This window comes from Pseudarthrobacter niigatensis, assembly GCF_030812615.1.
Taxonomy (GTDB): Bacteria; Actinomycetota; Actinomycetes; order Actinomycetales; family Micrococcaceae; genus Arthrobacter; species Arthrobacter niigatensis.
On sequence record NZ_JAUSTB010000006.1, the window covers coordinates 99,718 to 116,594 of the forward strand.

At 67.0% G+C, this 16,877-nt stretch carries 14 protein-coding genes and 1 riboswitch; of the genes, 11 read left to right on the forward strand and 3 right to left on the reverse strand.

From position 1 onward, the window contains the following. Window positions 1-89 precede the first annotated feature (89 nt). The 5 genes from J2T23_RS10840 (at window position 90) to J2T23_RS10860 (ending at window position 5,940) form a co-directional block, all read left to right on the forward strand. On the forward strand, window positions 90-1,592 hold the full coding sequence (locus J2T23_RS10840; protein WP_307359862.1) for a CitMHS family transporter: 1,503 nt from the start codon (window positions 90-92) through the stop codon (window positions 1,590-1,592). A gap of 148 nt (window positions 1,593-1,740) precedes the next feature. Continuing rightward, the gene (gene gatC, locus J2T23_RS10845) at window positions 1,741-2,037 is read left to right on the forward strand and encodes an Asp-tRNA(Asn)/Glu-tRNA(Gln) amidotransferase subunit GatC (RefSeq protein ID WP_018763018.1); all 297 of its coding nucleotides are present in this window, start codon (window positions 1,741-1,743) and stop codon (window positions 2,035-2,037) included. Window positions 2,038-2,039: 2 nt separating this feature from the next. Continuing rightward, window positions 2,040-3,611: an Asp-tRNA(Asn)/Glu-tRNA(Gln) amidotransferase subunit GatA gene (gatA, locus tag J2T23_RS10850; protein ID WP_141161073.1), complete on the forward strand. Its 1,572-nt coding sequence runs from the start codon at window positions 2,040-2,042 to the stop codon at window positions 3,609-3,611. Continuing rightward, a complete protein-coding gene (gene gatB, locus J2T23_RS10855; protein ID WP_141161072.1) occupies window positions 3,611-5,119 on the forward strand; it encodes an Asp-tRNA(Asn)/Glu-tRNA(Gln) amidotransferase subunit GatB in 1,509 nt (502 codons plus the stop codon). The genes gatA and gatB overlap by 1 nt, the downstream gene beginning before the upstream one ends. A 191-nt stretch (window positions 5,120-5,310) precedes the next feature. Beyond that, window positions 5,311-5,940, forward strand: coding sequence for a DUF5666 domain-containing protein (locus tag J2T23_RS10860; RefSeq protein WP_307359866.1), 630 nt, complete (start codon window positions 5,311-5,313; stop codon window positions 5,938-5,940). Between the two features lie 44 nt (window positions 5,941-5,984). Here the strand turns inward: J2T23_RS10860 and J2T23_RS10865 are convergent, their stop codons facing one another. Further along, on the reverse strand, window positions 5,985-6,896 hold the full coding sequence (locus tag J2T23_RS10865) for a LysR family transcriptional regulator (RefSeq protein ID WP_141161071.1): 912 nt from the start codon (window positions 6,894-6,896) through the stop codon (window positions 5,985-5,987). Window positions 6,897-7,022: 126 nt separating this feature from the next. Here J2T23_RS10865 and tdh point away from each other — a divergent pair, with 126 nt between their 5' ends. From tdh to J2T23_RS10895, 6 genes are all read left to right on the forward strand, one after another. Beyond that, a complete protein-coding gene (gene tdh, locus J2T23_RS10870; protein ID WP_141161070.1) occupies window positions 7,023-8,069 on the forward strand; it encodes an L-threonine 3-dehydrogenase in 1,047 nt (348 codons plus the stop codon). Between the two features lie 8 nt (window positions 8,070-8,077). Then, complete coding sequence (locus J2T23_RS10875; RefSeq protein ID WP_141161069.1) at window positions 8,078-9,274, forward strand: glycine C-acetyltransferase; 1,197 nt, start codon at window positions 8,078-8,080, stop codon at window positions 9,272-9,274. A 57-nt stretch (window positions 9,275-9,331) separates the two neighbouring features. Further along, window positions 9,332-10,462 carry an NAD(P)/FAD-dependent oxidoreductase gene (locus tag J2T23_RS10880; RefSeq protein ID WP_307359870.1) on the forward strand — a complete coding sequence of 377 codons (1,131 nt, stop codon included), beginning with the start codon at window positions 9,332-9,334 and terminating at the stop codon, window positions 10,460-10,462. A gap of 11 nt (window positions 10,463-10,473) precedes the next feature. After that, window positions 10,474-11,685 (forward strand): imidazolonepropionase, encoded by a 1,212-nt coding sequence (gene hutI / locus J2T23_RS10885; protein ID WP_307359873.1) that lies wholly within the window; start codon window positions 10,474-10,476, stop codon window positions 11,683-11,685. Window positions 11,686-11,786: 101 nt separating this feature from the next. After that, on the forward strand, window positions 11,787-12,575 hold the full coding sequence (locus J2T23_RS10890) for a DeoR/GlpR family DNA-binding transcription regulator (protein ID WP_141161066.1): 789 nt from the start codon (window positions 11,787-11,789) through the stop codon (window positions 12,573-12,575). Window positions 12,576-12,639: 64 nt separating this feature from the next. Further along, complete coding sequence (locus J2T23_RS10895) at window positions 12,640-13,419, forward strand: CPBP family intramembrane glutamic endopeptidase (RefSeq protein WP_141181110.1); 780 nt, start codon at window positions 12,640-12,642, stop codon at window positions 13,417-13,419. A 509-nt stretch (window positions 13,420-13,928) separates the two neighbouring features. On the opposite strand, the gene J2T23_RS10900 is transcribed toward J2T23_RS10895, so the two are convergent. Beyond that, window positions 13,929-15,611 carry an HNH endonuclease signature motif containing protein gene (locus tag J2T23_RS10900; RefSeq protein WP_307359877.1) on the reverse strand — a complete coding sequence of 561 codons (1,683 nt, stop codon included), beginning with the start codon at window positions 15,609-15,611 and terminating at the stop codon, window positions 13,929-13,931. A gap of 323 nt (window positions 15,612-15,934) precedes the next feature. Beyond that, window positions 15,935-16,573 carry a VOC family protein gene (locus J2T23_RS10905; protein WP_141161063.1) on the reverse strand — a complete coding sequence of 213 codons (639 nt, stop codon included), beginning with the start codon at window positions 16,571-16,573 and terminating at the stop codon, window positions 15,935-15,937. 160 nt (window positions 16,574-16,733) lie between these two features. Beyond that, a riboswitch (SAM riboswitch) is annotated at window positions 16,734-16,849 on the forward strand. Window positions 16,850-16,877 lie beyond the last annotated feature (28 nt).

The following is a 16,877-nucleotide window of genomic DNA, read 5'->3' on the forward strand; positions in this document are numbered from 1 at the left end:
AGCCAAAGGCACTGCCGTGACGGACGCCACCCTACAGTCTGTAGCACGCGTCACACCGCTGTGCCGCTGTTCACAAGAAGGAGCCGGCTGTGCTGGTAATACTTGGATTCGCCATGATCGCGGTTTTCATGGTGCTGATCATGACGAAGAAGTTGACGCCAGTGCTGGCGTTGATCATTGTCCCCACCGTTTTTGGCCTCTTTGCCGGCGCCGGCCTGGGCATCGGCGACATGGTCATGGACTCCATGAAGTCCATGACTTCCACCGCGGCCCTGCTGATGTTCGCCATCATCTACTTCGGCCTGATGATCGACGTCGGACTCTTTGACCCGCTGGTGAAGTTCATCCTCCGCAAGCTGGGCAACGACCCCGCCAAGGTGGTCCTGGGCACCGCCATCCTCGCGGCCGCCGTGTCGCTGGACGGTGACGGGTCCACCACCTTCATCCTCACCACCGCCGCCATGCTGCCGGTCTACCTGCGCCTGAAGATGAGCCCCGTGGTCCTCACCTGCGTAGCCGGCCTGGCCAACGGCACCATGAACATCCTGCCGTGGGGTGGTCCCACCGCCCGCGCCGCCACCGCCCTGAAGATCGATGTCAACGACGTCTTCGTCCCCATGATCCCGTCCTTGGTGGCCGGCCTGGTCGTGGTATTCGCCTTCGCCTGGCTCCTGGGACTTCAGGAACGCAACCGCCTCCGTGCCACCGCTCCGGAAATCTGGGGAACGCCGTCTACGGCAGAGCCCTTCACGGCGGACGGGTTCGACGGCGGCACCACCGCCGGCGGTTCGCGCACCGGCGTGTCCGGCGCCGGCCGTGGCCGCAAGGGCGGCAACCCCGGCGGAGCAGCCCCCGCCGTCGGCGTCTCGCCGGCAGGATCCTCCGTGGCCGTGCTGGAGCGCACCGACACCCTCCTTGAGGACAGCAGCGCCGGACTCACCGACACCGCGCTCGATCCCAACCGCAGCACCCTGCGCCCCAAGCTGTTCTGGTTCAACCTGGCCCTGACCGTCGCCGTCATGGTGGTGCTCGTCGCCAACGTCATCCCGCTGCCGTTTGTGTTTATGGTGGGCGCCGCGATCGCCTTGCTGGTCAACTTCCCCAAGGTCAAGGACCAGGGCGCCCAGCTCATTGCGCACGCACCCTCCATCGTCGCCGTGGTCAGCATGGTCATGGCCGCCGCCGTCCTCACCGGCGTCCTCAAGGGCACCGGCATGGTGGAAGCCATGTCCGCCTGGCTGGTCCAGATCATCCCCACCTCCATGGGCCCGTTCATGGCCGTCATCACGGGCGTGCTCAGCATCCCCATGACGTTCTTCATGAGCAATGACGCCTTCTACTTCGGCGTCCTTCCGGTCCTGAGCGAAACCGCGGCGCACTACGGAGTCGGCGCCGCCGACATGGCCCGCGCCTCCATCACCGGCCAGCCCTTCCACCTGCAGAGCCCGCTGGTTCCGGCCATCCTGCTGCTGGTCTCGCTGGCCAAGGTGGACCTGGGCGACCACCACAAGAAGGTCCTGTGGCGCACCGCCGTTATCTCCCTGGTAATGCTCGGCGTCGGGATGCTGACTGGAGCCATCGGTATCGGTTAGTCTGTAGCTGCCCGCGCTCCCTGTCCCCGAGGCAGGAGCGGGCTTCGAAGGTGCCCGTCTGACGCCCGCTGGGGGATGTCAGACGGGCATCTGCGTTTGGCGCACTAGACTGGATCGGAAAACAATTCGAACTTTGCAGGGGAGATCCATGGCTGCGATCAACCGTGACGACGTCGCGCACCTCGCGCGGCTCGCTCACATCGAGATGAGTGCCGAAGAGCTGGACAGGATGGCCGGCGAACTGGCCGTCATCGTGGATTCGGTCAAGTCCGTCAGCGAGGCCGCAGGGGACGACGTTCCGGCCACCTCGCACCCCATTCCGCTCACCAACGTGTTCCGCGACGACGTTGTGGGCCACACCTTCACGGCTGAACAGGCACTCTCTGGCGCCCCGGACTCCGATGACAACCGTTTCAAGGTTCCGGCAATCCTGGATGAGGCATAGACATGACTGACAAGAACACCAGCGCCGACACCCTGATCAGGCTTTCCGCCGCGCAGCTTGCCGAGAAACTCCACGCCGGCGAAGTCACCGCCGTCGAAGCCACCCAGGCCTACCTGGACCGCATCGCCGCCGTTGACGGCCAGGTCAACGCCTTCCTGCACGTCAACGCCGAAGAAGCGCTCGCCGTCGCCGCCGAGGTGGACGCCATCCGCGCCGCCGGCGGGGCGGAAGCCGAAGCACTGCACTACCTGGCGGGCGTTCCCATCGCCGTCAAGGACCTGATCGTCACCATCGGGCAGCCCACCACGGCCGGCTCCAAGATCCTCGAGGGCTGGCACAGCCCGTACGACGCCACTGTCGTCGAGCGGCTGCGTGCCGCGAAGATGCCCATCCTGGGCAAGACCAACCTGGACGAGTTCGCCATGGGCTCGTCCACGGAGCACTCCGCGTACGGTCCCACCCGCAACCCCTGGGACCTGGACCGGATCCCCGGCGGCTCCGGCGGTGGCTCCGCTGCCGCCGTCGCTGCTTTCGAGGCGCCCCTGGCCCTGGGCACGGACACCGGCGGCTCCATCCGCCAGCCCGGCGCCGTCACCGGAACCGTGGGCGTGAAGCCCACCTACGGCAGCGTCTCCCGCTACGGCGCCATCGCCATGGCATCCTCCCTGGACCAGATCGGCCCGGTCACCCGCACCGTCCTGGACTCCGCGCTCCTGCACCAGGTCATCGGCGGCCACGATCCCCGCGACTCCACCTCGCTGCCGGAACCGTTGGCTGACCTTGTTGCCGCGGCCAAGACCGGCAACGTCGAGGGGCTGCGGATCGGCATCATCAAGGAGCTGCACGGCGAGGGCTACCAGGCCGGGGTCGAGAACCGTTTCAACGATGCCCTGGAGCTGCTCAAAGAAGCCGGCGCCGAGATCGTGGAGGTCTCCTGCCCCAACTTCCAGTACGCCCTGGGCGCCTACTACCTGATCATGCCGTCCGAGGCATCCTCCAACCTGGCCAAGTTCGACGGCGTCCGGTACGGCCTGCGCGTCCTCCCCGTAGACGGCCCCATGACCATCGAACGCGTCATGGGTGCCACCCGTGCAGCCGGGTTCGGCGACGAAGTCAAGCGCCGCATCATCCTGGGCACCTACGCCCTGTCCGCGGGCTACTACGACGCCTACTACGGCTCCGCCCAGAAGGTCCGCACCCTGGTGCAGCGGGACTTCGAGGCCGCCTTCGCCGAGGCTGACGTCCTGATCTCGCCCACCGCCCCCACCACGGCGTTCCCGCTCGGCGAAAAACTGGACGATCCGCTGGCCATGTACCTCAACGACGTCGCCACCATCCCCGCGAACCTCGCGGGCGTCCCCGGCCTGTCGCTGCCAGGCGGCCTGGCGGACGAGGACGGGCTGCCCGTCGGTATCCAGCTGCTGGCCCCCGCGCGCGAAGACGCCCGTTTGTACCGGGTGGGCGCGGTCCTTGAATCGCTGCTCGAGGCGAAATGGGGCGGCCCGCTGCTGGCACAGGCTCCCGACCTTGCCGCCGCCGCTGCCGGAACCCTCGAAACCCAGGAGGCAAAATAATGAGCACTGACCACATCCTGAGCTTCGAAGAGGCCATGGAGAAGTACGATCCCGTCCTGGGGTTCGAGGTCCACGTGGAGCTGAACACCAAGACCAAGATGTTCTCCTCCGCGCCGAACGTCTTCGGCGACGAGCCCAACACCAATGTCAACGAGGTGGACCTGGGCATGCCCGGCGTCCTGCCCGTGGTCAACAAGACGGCCATCGAGTCCTCCATCAAGATCGGCCTGGCGCTGAACTGCAAGATCGCCGAGTCCTGCCGCTTCGCCCGGAAGCAGTACTTCTACCCGGACACCCCCAAGAACTTCCAGACGTCCCAGTACGACGAGCCGATTGCGTACGACGGCTACCTCGATGTTGAACTCGAGGACGGCACCGTGTTCCGCGTGGAGATCGAGCGCGCACACATGGAGGAGGATGCCGGGAAGCTGACCCACATGGGCGGTGCCACGGGCCGAATCCAGGGCGCAGACTTCTCGCTGGTGGACTACAACCGTGCGGGTGTGCCGCTGGTGGAAATCGTCACCAAGCCCATCGAGGGAGCCGGGTCCCGCGCACCGGAACTGGCCAAGGCCTACGTCGCGGCCGTCCGGGAGATCGTGAAGAACCTGGGCGTGTCCGACGCGAAGATGGAACGTGGCAACGTCCGCTGCGATGCCAACGTTTCGCTGCGCCCGCACGGCCGTGAGCGGTTCGGCATCCGGTCCGAGACCAAGAACGTGAACTCGCTGCGCGCCGTGGAACACGCCGTCCGCTACGAGATCCAGCGCCACGCCGCTGTCCTGGACTCGGGTGAACCGGTGATCCAGGAGACCCGCCACTGGCACGAGGACACCCGCACCACCACGTCCGGCCGCGCCAAGTCCGACGCCGACGACTACCGCTACTTCCCGGAACCGGACCTGGTTCCCGTGGTGGCATCCCGTGAATGGGTGGAGGAACTGCGCGCCACCCTGCCCGAGCCGCCCGCCGAGCGCCGCAAGCGCCTCAAGGCCGACTGGGGCTACTCCGACCTCGAATTCCGGGACGTGGTGAACGCCGGCGTCCTGGACGAGATCGAGGAAACCATCGCCGCCGGCGCCACGGCTTCCGTGGCCCGCAAGTGGTGGATGGGTGAGATCGTGGGCCGCGCCAAGGCCGCCGACGTGGACCCCGGCCAGCTGGGCGTTGAGGCTGCCACGGTGGTGGAGCTGAGCCGCATGGTTGAGGCGGGCAAGATCAACAACAAGATGGCCTCCCAGGTGCTGGACGGCGTGCTCGCCGGTGAAGGCACCCCGGAGGAGATCGTGGAGAAGCGCGGCCTGGCCGTCGTGTCCGACGACGGGCCCCTCCTCGAAGCCATCGACGCCGCACTGGCCGCGCAGCCCGACGTCGCGGACAAGATCCGCGGCGGCAAGGTGCAGGCCATCGGCGCGATCGTTGGCGGGGTCATGAAGGCCACCCGCGGCCAGGCCGACGCGGGCCGCGTCCGGGAACTCATCCTGGAGAAACTGGGCGTCACCGTCTAGTACCCGCACACCCAACTGGGTCGCAGTTGATGTCGTTTTGGGCGCCCATAACGACATTGACTGCGGCCCAGTTGGGCTTTAAGTACTCAGGTGCCGCCGGCCGCAAAGTACCCGTGGCCGCGCCGGCGTGGCGGACTTACACTGGAGCCCACAGGGCGCCGGTGCCCTGGCTGCGTGCGGGAGGAACAACCATGGTCCGGGAACCTGTGAGGATGCGCAAGGCGGTGCTGGCCGGTGCCGTAGCCGTGGCACTCACCGGGACGGGAGCCGCCCTCGCCTGGTCGGCAAGCGGGACGCCAACGCCGTCCCCCTCCCAGGCCGCGCCGAACCCCTCGCAGACCGCACCGGGCCAGCAGAAGGCACCCGGACAGCAGAAAGCGCCAGGCCAGCAGAAGGCACCCGGGCAACAAAAGTCCCAGCGCGCCCAGCCGCTGCATGGAGAGGGTGTGGTCAAGCAGCCCGACGGAACCTTCCAAACCGTCCTCGAACAGCGCGGAACCGTGGAGTCCGTCAGCGACTCCGCCATCACCGTCAAGAGCGAGGACGGCTTCACGCAGTCCTACACTGTCAACGCGGACACCAGGATCACCAAACTTCCAGCGTCCGGCGACGGTGCCAGCCGTAAGCCGGCAGACGGAACGCCAGCGGACATCGCCGCCGGCGACACCGTGCGGGTAGCCGGCGTAAAGGACGGGGACAAGGCCACCGCCAAGCGGATCGTTGACGGTGCCGGCGACGGCCCCGGCTTGGGGTTGGGACGCGGGCATGGCATGGGCCACAAGATGGGCGCCGGAGACGATCAGGATGGCGAAGGGGCGTAGCGGCGCCGGTCCGGCCACCCGGCAGAGCGCCCGCGGCACGCTGCCTACCCCTGCTGCACCAGTCCTGCCATGATGTCCTCCAGGGCCTCGCAGACCATCACCACGGCCCGACGCTTCAGGTTCTCAGGCCTGGCCAGCAGGTCGATCCTGCGCCGGGTGCTGATGCCCTCCAGCGGCCGCAGCACGATGTCCGGGTTCAGGACCGGGCCCGCCGTGTACCGGGGCAGCAGCCCCACCACGCCCCCGGCAGCCACCAGCGCCGCCACCGTGGAGTAGTCGTTGATGCGGTGGATGATGTTCGGCTCCCGGCTGGAGACGGCAGCGACGGCGGACAGGACATCGGCGGGGGAGTAGCCGGGGTGGCTGGTCACCCAGGCCTCGCCGCCGACGTCGTCCGCCGTGACTTTCTCCTGTCGGGCCAACCGGTGGCCTGCGGGCAGCGCCACGTCCAGCGGCTCATGCGCCAAGGGGATCACGGCAACCCGTTCCGCCGGCCAGCGCGGGCTGTGGTCCATCCGGTGTGCGAGCACCAGGTCATACCGGGCGGTGAGGGCGGGGAAGTCCTGCTGGGCAACGTCCTCGTCCGACAATTCAATGCGCGGGTGCTCCGGCCGGTCCAGCATGCGCGCCAGCGGCGCGAACAGGGCCTGCCCCGCGCTATGGAATCCACTGAGGGTCACCCTGCCGGCAGGGGAGCCGTGATAGGTGCCCAGCGCACCGCGGGCCTCGGCCATGGCGCTGACGACGGCGGCGCCCGCGTCCGCGAGCACCTGTCCCGCCTCTGTCAGCACCAGGTTGCGGCCCTCCTTGCGCGTCAGCGGAACCTCCACGGTGCGCTGCAGGTGCGCCAGTTGCTGCGACACGGCCGACGGGGTGACCATGAGCGTATCGGCCACCGCCTTCACGCTGCCCAAAGCGCCCAGCTCCCGCAGGATTTCCAGCTGATGAACCTCCATGCATCCACTCTAATCATTAGCAAACGCTACATCGTCGATTGAGAAGATCCCGGTTGTGCTAAAGCATCACCGGGGCTTCAATGGGGAGGTACCCCGCAGAGCGAACGCCAAGCAGTAAGGACGCCAATGAAGGCCCTGTATAAGGCCGGCCCGCACGCCGGCTTCGAGCTCGTCGACCGGCCCGAACCCGAAGCCGGCCCGGCCGACGTGAAGATCCGCGTCATGACCACCGGGATCTGCGGCACGGACCTCCACATCCAGTCCTGGGACGCCTGGGCGCAGGGGATCATCGAGGCGCCCCTGATTGCCGGCCACGAATTCTATGGCGAAGTGGTTGCAGTGGGCGAGGACGTCCGCGAAGTCAAAGTAGGTGACAGGGTGTCGGGCGAAGGCCACGTGGTCTGCGGCATCTGCCGGAACTGCCGGGCCGGGCGCCGCCAGATGTGCATCCACACGGTCAGCGTCGGCGTCCAGCGCGATGGTGCCTTCGCTGAGTACGTCGTCATCCCAGAAACCAACGTCTGGGTCCACCACGATCCCTCCGTCACGCCCGAACTCGGTGCCATCTTCGACCCCTTTGGAAACGCCGTCCACACCGCGCTCAGCTTTCCGCTGGTGGGGGAGGACGTGCTCATCACCGGCGCAGGCCCCATCGGGCTCATGGCCATCGCCGTGGCCCGGCACGCAGGGGCCCGCAAGATTGCCATCACGGACGTTTCCCGGCCGCGGCTGGACCTGGCCCGGCAGCTCGGGGCCGACCTTGCCATCGATGTCTCCACCACCCGGGTGCGCGATGCCCAGCGTGAGCTGGGCATGCGCGAAGGCTTCGACGTCGGAATGGAAATGTCCGGCCACCCCTCCGCCCTGCCTGAGATGATCGACAACATGAACCACGGCGGCCGGATCGCCATGCTGGGCCTGCCCAGCCAGGAGATCACCATCGACTGGGGCAAGGTGGTCACCCACATGCTCACGCTCAAAGGCATCTACGGCCGCGAGATGTACGAAACCTGGTACGCCATGAGCGCCATGCTCTCCTCCAACCCCGTGCTGCACGCCGGCATCTCTGCCGTGGTGACGGACACGCTGTCCGCCACGGACTGGGAAAAAGGCTTCGACATTGCCCGCAGCGGCGTGGGCGGCAAAGTTGTCCTCGACTGGACCCGACTGTAAGGAACCCCATGTTCACCTCCATCAAGGACCAGCTGCGCGAAGAGCTGGACGAGATCCGCACCGCCGGACTGTACAAGACCGAGCGCAGCATCAGCTCGCCGCAGTCCAGCCACATCACCGCCGGGCAGATTGGCGGCCCCGGAGCCGACGTGCTGAACTTCTGCGCCAACAACTACCTGGGCCTGGCTGACCACCCGGACATCATCCGCACGGCCAAGGCGGCCATGGATGAGCGCGGCTTCGGCATGGCAAGCGTCCGCTTCATCTGCGGCACCCAGGACCTGCACCTGCAGCTGGAAGCCAAGGTCTCCGCGTTCCTGGGCACCGAGGACACCATCCTGTTCTCCAGCTGCTTCGACGCCAACGGCGGCGTGTTTGAGTCCCTGCTCGGACCGGACGACGCCGTGATTTCCGACGCGCTCAACCACGCTTCCATCATTGACGGCATCCGCCTCTGCAAGGCCCGCCGCTACCGCTACGCCAACCAGGACATGGCCGAACTCGAGGCCCGCCTGCAGGAAGCACAGGATGCCCGGCGGACCCTGATCGTCACCGACGGCGTGTTCTCCATGGACGGCTACCTGGCCCCGCTTGAGGCCATCTGCGACCTCGCCGAAAAGTACGGCGCCATGGTCATGGTGGACGATTCCCACGCGGTGGGCTTCATGGGCGCCACCGGTGCGGGCACTCCCGAGCACGCCGGCGTCTCTGACCGGGTGGACATCTACACCGGCACCTTCGGCAAGGCTCTGGGCGGAGCGTCGGGCGGGTACGTCTCCGGACGCGGGGAGATCGTGGCCATGCTGCGCCAGAAGGCGCGGCCCTACCTGTTCTCCAATTCCCTGGCTCCCGCCATTGTTGCCGCGACCCTCAAGGCGCTTGACCTGGTGCAGAACTCGGCCGACCTTCGCCGCCGCCTGTTCGAAAACGCCGGGCTGTTCCGCCGCCGGATGACCGAGGAGGGCTTCGACCTGCTCCCCGGCGAGCACGCCATTGTCCCGGTCATGTTCGGCGACGCCGTCATGGCGGCCAAGGTGGCGGACCGGATGCTGCAGCACGGTGTCTTCGTCACGGCCTTCAGCTTCCCCGTGGTCCCCCGCGGTGCTGCAAGGATCCGGGTGCAGCTTTCAGCCGCACATTCAGCGGACGACGTCGAAGCGTGCGTGCGTGCCTTCGTCGCCAGCCGTGCCGAGGCGGCAGCCTGACAGGATTTCCCCTGAAACGCAGGGTCCCGGACGCGTGATCTCTGTCAGGATGGACCAATGGCAGCACACTACGATGTCCTGATTGTGGGCGGCGGCATCGCCGGCCTGTCCCTCGCGTCCGCGCTCGCCGGCCGCTGCAGCGTTGCACTGGTGGAGGCGGAGCAGGAGTTGGCGTACCACACGTCCTCCCGCTCCGCCCGCCAGCTGATTCCCAGCTACGGGCCGCCCGTGGTGCAGGAGCTCACCGTCCGGACCCTCGAACTGCTCGCGGCCCGCGACGCCGAAGCGCCGGAAGCGGTCCTGGCACCGCGCAGCTTCATGCTCGTGGGCTCGGCGGAGGATGTTGCCGCGGAGGCCAGCGGACATATGCAGCCCATTGGGGTGGACCGTGCCCTCGAGCTGTGTCCGGCCCTGAAGCCGGGAACCTTCGAAGCCGCCGGACTAGATACCGGCTCCTTTGGCTGCAATGCGCCCCTTCTGCTGGAGGACCACCGCAAGCGGGCTCTCGCCGCCGGAGCGGACATCATCACCGGCGCCCGCGTGCATTCGGCACAGCGACTGGGTTCAGGGTGGCAGGTGGGGGCTGGCGCCGAGGGCTTTGAAGCCGCGGTACTGGTCAATGCGGCAGGTGCCTGGGCCGATGAGCTGGCGGTGCTCAGCGGCGTCGAGAAGCTGGGCCTCCAGCCGTACCGGCGCACTGCGGCGATTGCCGCCGTCGACAATCCCTTGCCTGCTGCCACCCCCATGGTGGCAGCGGCGGACAACACTTTCTATTTCCGCCCCGACGGCCATGACGTGCTGATTTCCCCATCGGAGACGGTGCCCAGCGGGCCCGAGGACGCACGGCCCAATCCAGGTGATGTGGAGCGCCTGGTGGAGAAGCTCAACGCGTTCACCAGCCTGGGGATCACCGGAGTGCGCCGGGCCTGGACCGGCCTGCGCACCGAAGCCGCGGACGGGGTGCCCGTGGCCGGGTTCGACGCTGAAGCGGCCGGGTTCTACTGGCTCGCGGGCCAGGGCGGCTACGGATTCCAGACGTCGGCGGCGCTGGCGGAGTTCGCCGCCGGCCAGATCCTTGCGGGGCTGGGCTCTTCCGGCGGCGCCGTCCCTGCCGATGGGGCTGTGGACGGTCCGGAATCCCGGACAGCGCAGGCCCTGGCAGCCACGCGCTGGTCCGTCAGACGCTGAAGAATGATTTCATGAGCACCTTGATCACCAATATCGCCGAGCTGATGACGCAGGACCTGGAACACCGGGTCCTGAGGGACGCGGCGGTGGTGGTCGAGGGTGAACGGATTTCCTGGATCGGGGCGGCGGCCGATGCTCCGCCGGCGGATGAAGCCGTCGATGCCGGCGGCCGGGCCATGCTGCCAGGATGGGTGGACTCCCACAGCCACCTGCTGTTCGCCGGGGACCGCACCGCAGAATTCGAAGCCCGGATGGCTGGGGAGTCCTACGCTGCCGGTGGCATCGCCGTCACCATGAACGCCACGCGCGCCACGTCCGATTTCGATCTCACCCGCCTGGCCATGGGGCGGGTTGCCGAAGCAGTCTCGCAGGGCACCACCTACCTGGAAACCAAGACCGGCTACGGCCTGGACGTTGAGCACGAGGCCCGGAGCGCGCGTATTGCCTCCACCATTGCGGACCAGGTGACCTACCTTGGGGCACACCTGGTTCCAGCCGGGCAGGACCCGGAGGAATACACAGACCTGGTCTGCGGGCCGATGCTCGCTGCGGTCCGCCCTTATGTCCAGTGGGCCGATGTGTTCTGCGAGGAGGGTGCGTTCAACGCCGAGCAATCCCGCCGTGTGCTCATGGCCTGCCGCGAGGCCGGCCTGGGCCTGAGGGTCCACGGCAACCAGCTCGGCGAGGGCCCCGGCGTAGAGCTGGCCGTGGAGCTTGGCGCGGCCAGCGTGGACCACGTGAACTACTTAGCCGCGCAGGACGTGAAAGCCCTGGCGTCGTCCTGGTCCGGCTGGGACCCGGCCGTGGGAACGGGGGAGCGTGGCACCGTTGCCACGTGCCTTCCTGCCTGCGACCTCTCCACCCGCCAGCCGTTGGCTTCCGCCCGCGAACTTCTCGACGCGGGGGTGCAGGTGGCACTGGCGTCCAACTGCAACCCCGGCACGTCGTACACCAGCTCCATGGCTTTTTGCGTGACAACGGCAGTGCTCCAGATGCGCCTGAGCGTGCACGAGGCCGTCCGTGCCGCTACCTACGGCGGGGCGCTGGCGTTGCACAAGGAAGCCGGCCGGGACACCGACGGCGAACGCGCCGTGGGATCCATCGCCGTCGGACACCGGGCCGACCTGCACCTGTTGAATGCGCCATCCGCGACCCATCTCGCTTACCGGCCCGGGATGCCATTGACGTACGCTGTGTGGCGGGCGGGGGTGCGGGAGCGTTAGCGGGACTCCTGCTGTATGATTGTTCCTGATCTTTTCCGTATGGTTAGAATCAGGAAACGTCATCCCGAAGCGGTGGCTGATGTATCGAAAGGCCCGCTTGCATGACACGCACCGACCGGCTGACAGCGATTCTGGACCTGCTCGCCAGGACCGGCCAGGTAGAAGTCGACGAGATCGTCAGCACCCTCAACGTCTCCCCTGCCACGGCCCGGCGCGACCTGGACAGCCTTGCCAAGCGCCGCCTGCTGACGCGGACGCGCGGCGGTGCCACCGCCGGCGCCCTGGCGTATGACCTGCCCGGACGTTACAACCGCGACGACCATGCCGAAGCGAAGGAACAGATCGCGCAGTGCGCCGCGGCTCTAATCCGGCCGGGCGCCGTCATTGGTCTCTGCGGAGGCACCACCAGCACCGCGCTTGCACAGATCCTGGCCACCCGGGAGGACCTGAATGCACCCTCCAACCAGCCGACGCTCACGGTCGTAACGAACGCCATCAACATTGCGGGCCAGTTGGCGGTCCGGCCCAATATCAAGGTGATGGTGACAGGCGGCATCCTCAACCCGCGATCGTATGAGCTCGTGGGCCCCTACACGGACATCATCATGCAGAAGGTGGTGCTGGACATCGCCTTCATCGGTGTCAACGGCATCGACCCGGAGGTGGGACCCACCAACACGGGGGAGGGCGAGGCCTCCGTCAATGCCCTGCTGGCTTCCCGCGCCCGGGTGTCCTACGTCCTGGCTGATTCCTCCAAAGTCGGCGTGCGGGCCTTTGCCACGATGGACGGGTACGACTTCACCCGCCTGATCACCGATTCCGGGATCTCTGCGCGCGACAAGGCAGCCTTTGAAGCCAACGGCACGGAAGTGATCGTGGCACCTGCCTGATACTCCCGGGAGGCTGGGGGAGTTCCGTCAGGCAGGATCCAGAAACTGAAGGCAAGATGGGAACATGCTGGTTCCCTCCCGCCGTCGACTGCGGCTCGAAGTCTGGATCGTCCTGGGACTGTCCCTGGGCCAGTCCGCCATCTACTCCGTGGTGCAGCTGCTGGACAAGATGACCCGCGCCCCGCTGGCCGAGGGCACGTCCACCCTGAACCGCTCGCAGAGCACCCGCGAGTATTTCGACCTGACGTACCAGCTGCTCGACATCATCTTTGCGCTGGTTCCTGTGCTGCTGGTTCTCTACTTCCTCACCGACCAGCGCCAAGCTTCCCCCGGCGACGCACGGAACTCCGGTTCAGCATTCCAGAAGCTGGGGTTCAACTTCGCCCGGCCCGGAATGGACCTGCTGCAAGGCCTGGGGCTGGCCGCGCTGATTGGGATACCGTCCTTGGGGCTCTATTCGGCTGGCCGGGCGCTCGGCATCACCACAGCCATCATCCCCAGTGCCCTGGACGCCTACTGGTGGACCGTTCCAGTCCTGGTCCTCTCGGCGATGCGCCACGCGGTGCTCGAGGAAGTCATCGTGGTGGGGTACCTGATGGACCGCTTCGGCAAGTTCGGCTGGAGCACGCCACTGGCCATCGCCGTGAGCTCCGTGCTGCGTGGCAGCTACCACCTTTACCAAGGCTTCGGTCCCTTCATTGGCAACGCTGTGATGGGGGTGGTCTTCGCCTGGCTCTATACGCGCACCAAGCGCGTCATGCCGCTGGTCATCGCCCATGCGCTGCTGGACATCGTGGCATTCGTCGGCTTCAGCCTCTTCGGCAAGGCCGTGGGGCTGGGGTAGCTGTACAGCTATGGCCGCCGCGGTCTGCCGGTACCCGACTGAACGACCGCTGGGCGGTGGTCCGGCCTGCAGTAGCCCTAGTTGCGGGTTCTTGTTGATTCCAAGCATGCCTTCGTGAAGTCTTGCAGCATGGGTGGGGGACTACGACACGGATTGGCCTTGGGGAGTGCCGTCTTGGCGTTGGCCGGATGTTTGCTCATTGGGCGATTGTGGAGCATCCATGAACAGACGTCGGACTGGGTGCTCTGGCCTCGAGAGGTTCCTTCCAAAGTCCAGTTTGCCGGGCGCGAGTACAACTGCGGTCCTTACCCGGAGCCCGCACGGACTGATGTTTCCCTCCTGACGGTCCAAGGCAAAACCGCCGGTGGAGCCGACATCCTCGCCGCGCCCTCCTCCGACGAGGCCCGAGTATTCATCGTCGTGAGAACTGCCGAAAGAAATGTTGGCTGCGGCCTGCTGGGCGGCCCCTAGCTCCGGCCACGGCCTGCGCGCTGTTTTCTGCCCTCACATCAGGTGCAGCAGCACTGCCAGTCCGCCTGCGGGTCAGCGGGCAGCTCGTAAAACCTGGCATGGAACTCATCCCACAGGGGATCCGCGGGGCAAAGCTCGCCGGGGTCCAGGACGTCCTCACTTGGTGGTTCTTCGACAGGAGGATCAGACCACGGCGGCATCGATGCGAGGAACTGCTGCCGCTGCGCGTTCTCCGCTGGCCCGGTGGCCTCCAATTCAACCCCTGCCACAACGGCACCCCGAACAGCGTGCGGTGGCAGGCTTCCCGGTGGCCAGTGGGTTGGTTCTGATTCCTGTTGTTCGGGGTTGTAGTGGCGTCCGGTGGGTGAGGTCCAGCCCGGTGGGTCTTTGCTCGTGGCCGGGCCGGGGGCCCATTGGCTGTGATGTTTGAGCCGATGGTGCTTGCGGCAGAGCTGGGCCAGGTTGCTGACGTTGGTGGTGCCGCCGTGTTCCCACGCTTGGAGGTGGTCGGTTTCGTTGTCGGGGGTCTTGTTGGTGCAGCCGGGGACGTGCATTGGGCATCGCGCAGCCTGATCCAGCGTTTGATGGCCCCGGTAAGCCGGTAGTTTTTGCGGCCGATTTCCAGGGGCGCCCCGTCCCGTGGGTCGACGAGGACCCGGTAGAACGACTCCGCGCCACCGGCGACGAGTTTGCGGGCCATGGATGCCGGGATTGGGCCGAAGCCGTCCAGCACTGCTGGTTCGTCGGTGAGGCCGAGGAGCGAGAACACGGGCACGGTGACCAGGACGTCGGCCCGCGGCGCAGGGACCTTCCCGATCCCGGTGACACCCTGCGTGCCCGGGGCGGTGCTGGTGGGGACCCTCACCCGCCGCCCGGCCGGCGCCGAGCAACAGGGATGCGGCGATGTCGGGGCGGAGCTGGCTAAGCGTGCGGGGTTCGTCTGGTCCCTGGAGGCCGCGGGCGGTGGCGGTGGTCCGGTTCCAGATGGCGCACGCGGTATCGCCGGGAAGGTAGAGGGAGATCCAGGCCATGCCGTCCCGGTCCGGGGTGTATTCCATCCGCCGGTCCGCCACCCCTTTCGCATGGCGCTTTTGGATCGATTCGGGGTGGTGGCGTTCCCGCCAGCCCCGGATCTTGGCCCGGAACCGGGACGGGACCAGTTCACCGGGCGCGGCACCCCGGGCCGGATCGGGCGTGGCGGGGTCGAAGAAATGCGCCACCAGCCCGGCAGCCCCGACAGCGTCAAGGCCTTCGGTTTCGTCCGCGACAATCCGGGCGTGCTGCCACGACATCACGCCCGCCGCCAAGGCGTTCATGACCAGCGGCAGGGAACAAATCCGCCGGGACTGCTCCACCAACGCTCCCGCTGCCCCGGAACTAACCGTCAGGACCCCGGCGATCTCCTCCACCACCGACATCTGCGCGTAGGTACGGTCCTGGACCGAGGCGTCCGGCGGGGTCATCGCCTCCTGGAACCCGACGGCGTCGACGGCGTCCTGCGCCTTCACCCCTGCAAGCTGCGCCTCCAGCCGGGACGCAACCTCCAGCCGCTCCAACCGGATCTCATACCGCCGCTGCAACACATCCACACCAGCACCAACACCGAAACCAACATCCAAGCCGGAAGCCAGAGAAGCGTCCTCACGCTCCAGCGCATCCAGGGCAGCAACAGAGGCACGAACACCCTCCAACACCACCCCAAGACCACCGCCGATTCCCATACCCACATCATCCAACGAGGGTCTGACAATTACAGATCAAGCCGGTGCCGCTGCCTGCGCAGGTGAGCCGGTGCACCGAAGCGGGCCGCCGTCGTCGTACGTTTTCGACGCGAAGGTTGCCTGTCGCAGCCCAAATGTGTGGCGCGAAAAAGAGCACGCGTGGCGTAGAAAAAGACGCGACCCTCACTTTGGCGCGGCAGCCGCTTAAATGGATTCGGCCGCCATTGGGTGGTGACGCCGTTGTCACCACCCAATGGCGGCCGAAGTTTGCCCGGGCACAACCCGGGGACCTCCCCGGAGTGGTCCGGGAGGAAGGGGAAGGGTCAGATGGTGACGGCTCCGTTGGCGGTCTCAAAGGTGACCGAGAGGATGCCCGGCGTACCGTGCGGGGCCACCCATTCCACCGCAACGTCCTCGAGCGGCTTCTCCACGGGCTCACCGAGCCACTCGGTGACGCGCGAGGCGGAACCGGCGATGGTCAGGCAGCTCATCTTGAGGTTGCTCTCGTAAGCGTGGGACGGGTGGAGGGAGGGGTCGCCCTCCCACTTGAGCATGTACGGCACCTGGGGATCGGCGATGAGGCCCAGGATGCCAATTTGCTTCCAGACCAGCTCGCGGCCGTCCGGGAACTTGCGGTTGCCGTTCACGGCAGCGCGGCCCAGGCGTTCCTCGAAGGGGGCGAGGTCGTCCACTTCGACGCACCAGCCCATCCAGCCGCCACCGGCAGCGGAGCGGGCACGCACCGCCTGCCCGAACGGTGCCTTGTCCGACGCCGGGTGGTCGAGGACCTCGACGACTTCGAGGTACTTGTGGCCCGCCAGGGGGATGATCATATTCCGGGTTCCGAAGCGGGGGTGTACGCCACCCTTCACTGCCTCAACGCCGAGGGCAGTTGCAATACGTTCGGTAGTGGCCGCGAGGCCATCGTGTTCACAGGCGTAAGAGACGTGATCCATGCGCATGCGAACATCTTGGCACTTTGTGATCGGGCTCTCAGCTAAGGGTACCCTTACTGGCATTTTGGGTGGCCGCCGTCCCTGTCCAAATGCCCCTGGGCCTGCGCCAAGACCATGTTCGTCACAATGCTGTCCGGGCCGGATTGAAGTTCCTAGACTGGGCCCAGGTCATGAGTGCCAGCGCCAAGCCCCGGCTCGCTGGCCGGCAACCCTCCATCCGCGGTGGGGTGCCCCGGGTGAGGACCAGGCTGTCCGGCAATGGCCGGAGAGCAAGCGCGGCCCGTGGTGCTCCCAGCATGCCGGGCCCATG